Genomic DNA, 2,750 nt, shown 5'->3' with positions numbered 1-2,750 from the left:
GCCACCGCCTCGCCCGGGGCGAGTCCGGCGGCGCGCAGCCAGCCGGCGATGCGCAGCGCCGCGGCGGCGAGTTCGCCGTGGTCGATCACCCGCTCGCCGTCGACCAGCGCCGGGCGCGCGGGCTCGCGGTGAGCGGTGGCGAAGAGCCCGGCGTGGAGCAGGCGCGGGGCGATGTCCTGCGCGGTGGCGCCGACCTCCTCGCGCATCCGCCGCTGCGGCTCGGGCAGGTCGAGCACGAGCGGGCGCGACCAGCCCGTCGGGTCCTCGGCCAGCCGCGCGAGCGTCGCGGTATAGGTCGCGAACATGGCATCGAGCATCCCCTCGGGGAACAGCGCCTCGACCGCGTCCCACTGCAACACCAGGGCGCCGTCCTGCTCGTAGAGCTGGTGGTCGAGCCAGACCTGCGGGGTCTCCGAGCGCCCGCCGCCGACCAGCGCCGGGAAGTCGCGGGGCGGTGCGACACCGTGGCGCTCGGGCAGCCCCAGGGTGCTGGTGAAGACCACCGGCAGCGCCGCGCCGTCCGGCCCGAGCCGGGCGGTGCGCTCGCGCTGCAGCCAGATCGAGGAGCGCGCGCGGTGCTCCAGCACCTCGACCAGGGTCTCGCGCACCGCCCGCGCCCGGGTCGCCAGATCGCTCGCCGTCTCGGGCCGATAGGGCAGCGCCGCGAGACTGGTGAAGTCGCCGACCACGGCGTCGATGTCGGGGTGGACACGCTGGCGATCGAACAGGGTCAGATTGAGGGTGTGCGACCCGCCGCCGCTCCAGCGCGAGAGCACCTCGGCATAGACGGTGAGCAGCAGTACCGACGGGGTCACGCCGATCGCGCGCGCGCCGGACTCCAGCCGCGCCCAGACGGCCGGTTCGAGCCGCGCCTCGCGACGGCCGAACGCGACCCGCTCCAGCGACTCGGGCGCACGCGCCAGGGGCAGCGCCGGGGCCGGCGGCAGATCGTCGAGGCGCGCGCGCCAATAGGTCTCGGCGCGCGCCTCGGCCTCGGGCGCGGGACGGACCCCGAGCACATAGTCGCGGAACGAGACCCCGATCGGCGGCAGCTCGGTGTCGAGATCGGCATAGAGCCGGGCGAGTTCGGCGAGCAACAGCTTGACGCTGAAGCCGTCGACCAGCAGGTAGTCGATGCACAACCCGATCCGCGTCCGCTCGCCGTAGCGCACCGCGTGCAGCCAGTGTCCCGGCCAGCGTTGCACGGTCGGCGAGGGCGCGGCGTCCCAGACCGCGTCGAGCACCGCCTGGGCGGTCGCCGGACCGGCCTCGTCGAGATGATCGACGGTGATCGTCACGCGCGGCACCGAGGGCAGGATGCGCTGCTCGCCGTCGGCCTCGACCGTGGCGCGCAGCATCTCGTGACGCTCGATCAACAGGTTCCAGGCCGCCTCCAGCCGCTCCAGGTCGACCCCGGCGCCGTCGAGCACGATCAGGTACCGGGTGCCGGTGCTCAGCGCCAGACCCTGGGTGCGACCGCGCCAGTAGGCGCGCTGGATCTCGGTGAGCGGGAAGGGCGCGTGACGCGCCGCGCGATCGGCCACCAGGGCGCGGGCGGCGATCTGTTCGACCTGCCTCGCCGCGGCGGCGAAGTCCGCCAGCCGCGGGTGGGCGAAGAGATGGCGCAGCGGCTGTTCGATGGCGATGCCCCGGGGTTCGAGCTGCGCCACCACCCGGGTGGCCGAGAGGCTGTCGCCGCCGAGGAGGAAGAAGTCGTCCTCGCGGTGGATGTCGGCGCGCCCGAGGACCTCGGCCCAGATCGCGGCGAGGGCCTGTTCGAGCGGCCCGCGAGGCGGGGTGCGCACGCCCGCGGCGTCGAGCGCGTCGAGCCGGGCGGCGATCGCGCGGCGATCGACCTTGCCGTTGGCGCTGAGATCGAGCCGTTCGAGCGGCAGGATCGAGGTCGGGATCATGTACTCGGGCAGGCGCTGGGCGAGGGTCTCGCGCAGTGCCGCGAGCGCCTGCTCGGGCTGTACGCCGGGGGCGAGCACCACCGCTGCGCCGAGACGGGGCGGCTGCCCGAGGGTGAGGGCGCAGGCCTCGGTGACGGCGGGCGCGGCGGTGAGCGCGGTCTCGATCTCGCCGAGCTCGATACGGTGCCCGCGCACCTTGACCTGCTGATCGGCGCGACCGAGGAACTCCAGGAGCCCGTCGGGGTGATAGCGGCCGATGTCGCCGGTGCGATACCAGCGCGCCCCGGCGACGCTGACGAAGCGCTCGGCGGTGCGCTCGGCATCGCCGCGATAGCCGCTGGCCAGTCCCGCCCCGCCGATCCACAGCTCGCCGGGGACCCAGTCGGGGCAGTCGCGTCCCTGGGCGTCGACCACGCGATAGCACTGATTGGGCAGCGGTCGGCCATAGGGGATCGAGTTCCAGCCCGGGAGCGGCTCGGGCGCGGGCTCGAAGGCGTTCGACCAGATCGCCGCCTCCGTCGCCCCGCCCATCGCCACCATGCGGCAACCGCCGTCGGTGGCGGCGTCGAGGCGCGCCGGCAGGTCGCGGGCGATCCAGTCGCCCGAGACCAGCGCCAGGCGCAGCCCGAGCGGGTGCTCGTCCGTCCCGGCGAGGCTCAACAGCATCTCCAGTAGCACCGGCACCGAGTTCCACAGCGTCACCCGGTGGTGCGCGATCAGCGCGCGCCAGACGGCGGCATCGCGCCGCGCCGTCTCCGGCACGCAGACCAGCGCGCCGCCGACCTGCGAGGGGCCGAAGAGGTCATAGACCGAGAGATCGAAGTCGAGCGCCGAGAC

General features: G+C 74.4%; 1 protein-coding gene. It reads right to left on the bottom strand.

Annotation, left to right across the window (positions count from 1 at the left end; translation table 11 throughout):
- A partial coding sequence (locus tag EBL84_RS16670; protein ID WP_148040332.1) for an AMP-binding protein occupies nucleotides 1-2,750 on the bottom strand: 2,750 nt, incomplete at both ends.

It is taken from the genome of Marichromatium sp. AB31 (assembly GCF_003718685.1).
Lineage (GTDB): Bacteria > Pseudomonadota > Gammaproteobacteria > Chromatiales > Chromatiaceae > Marichromatium > Marichromatium gracile.
This window is presented reverse-complemented; position numbering and strand designations above follow the sequence as displayed.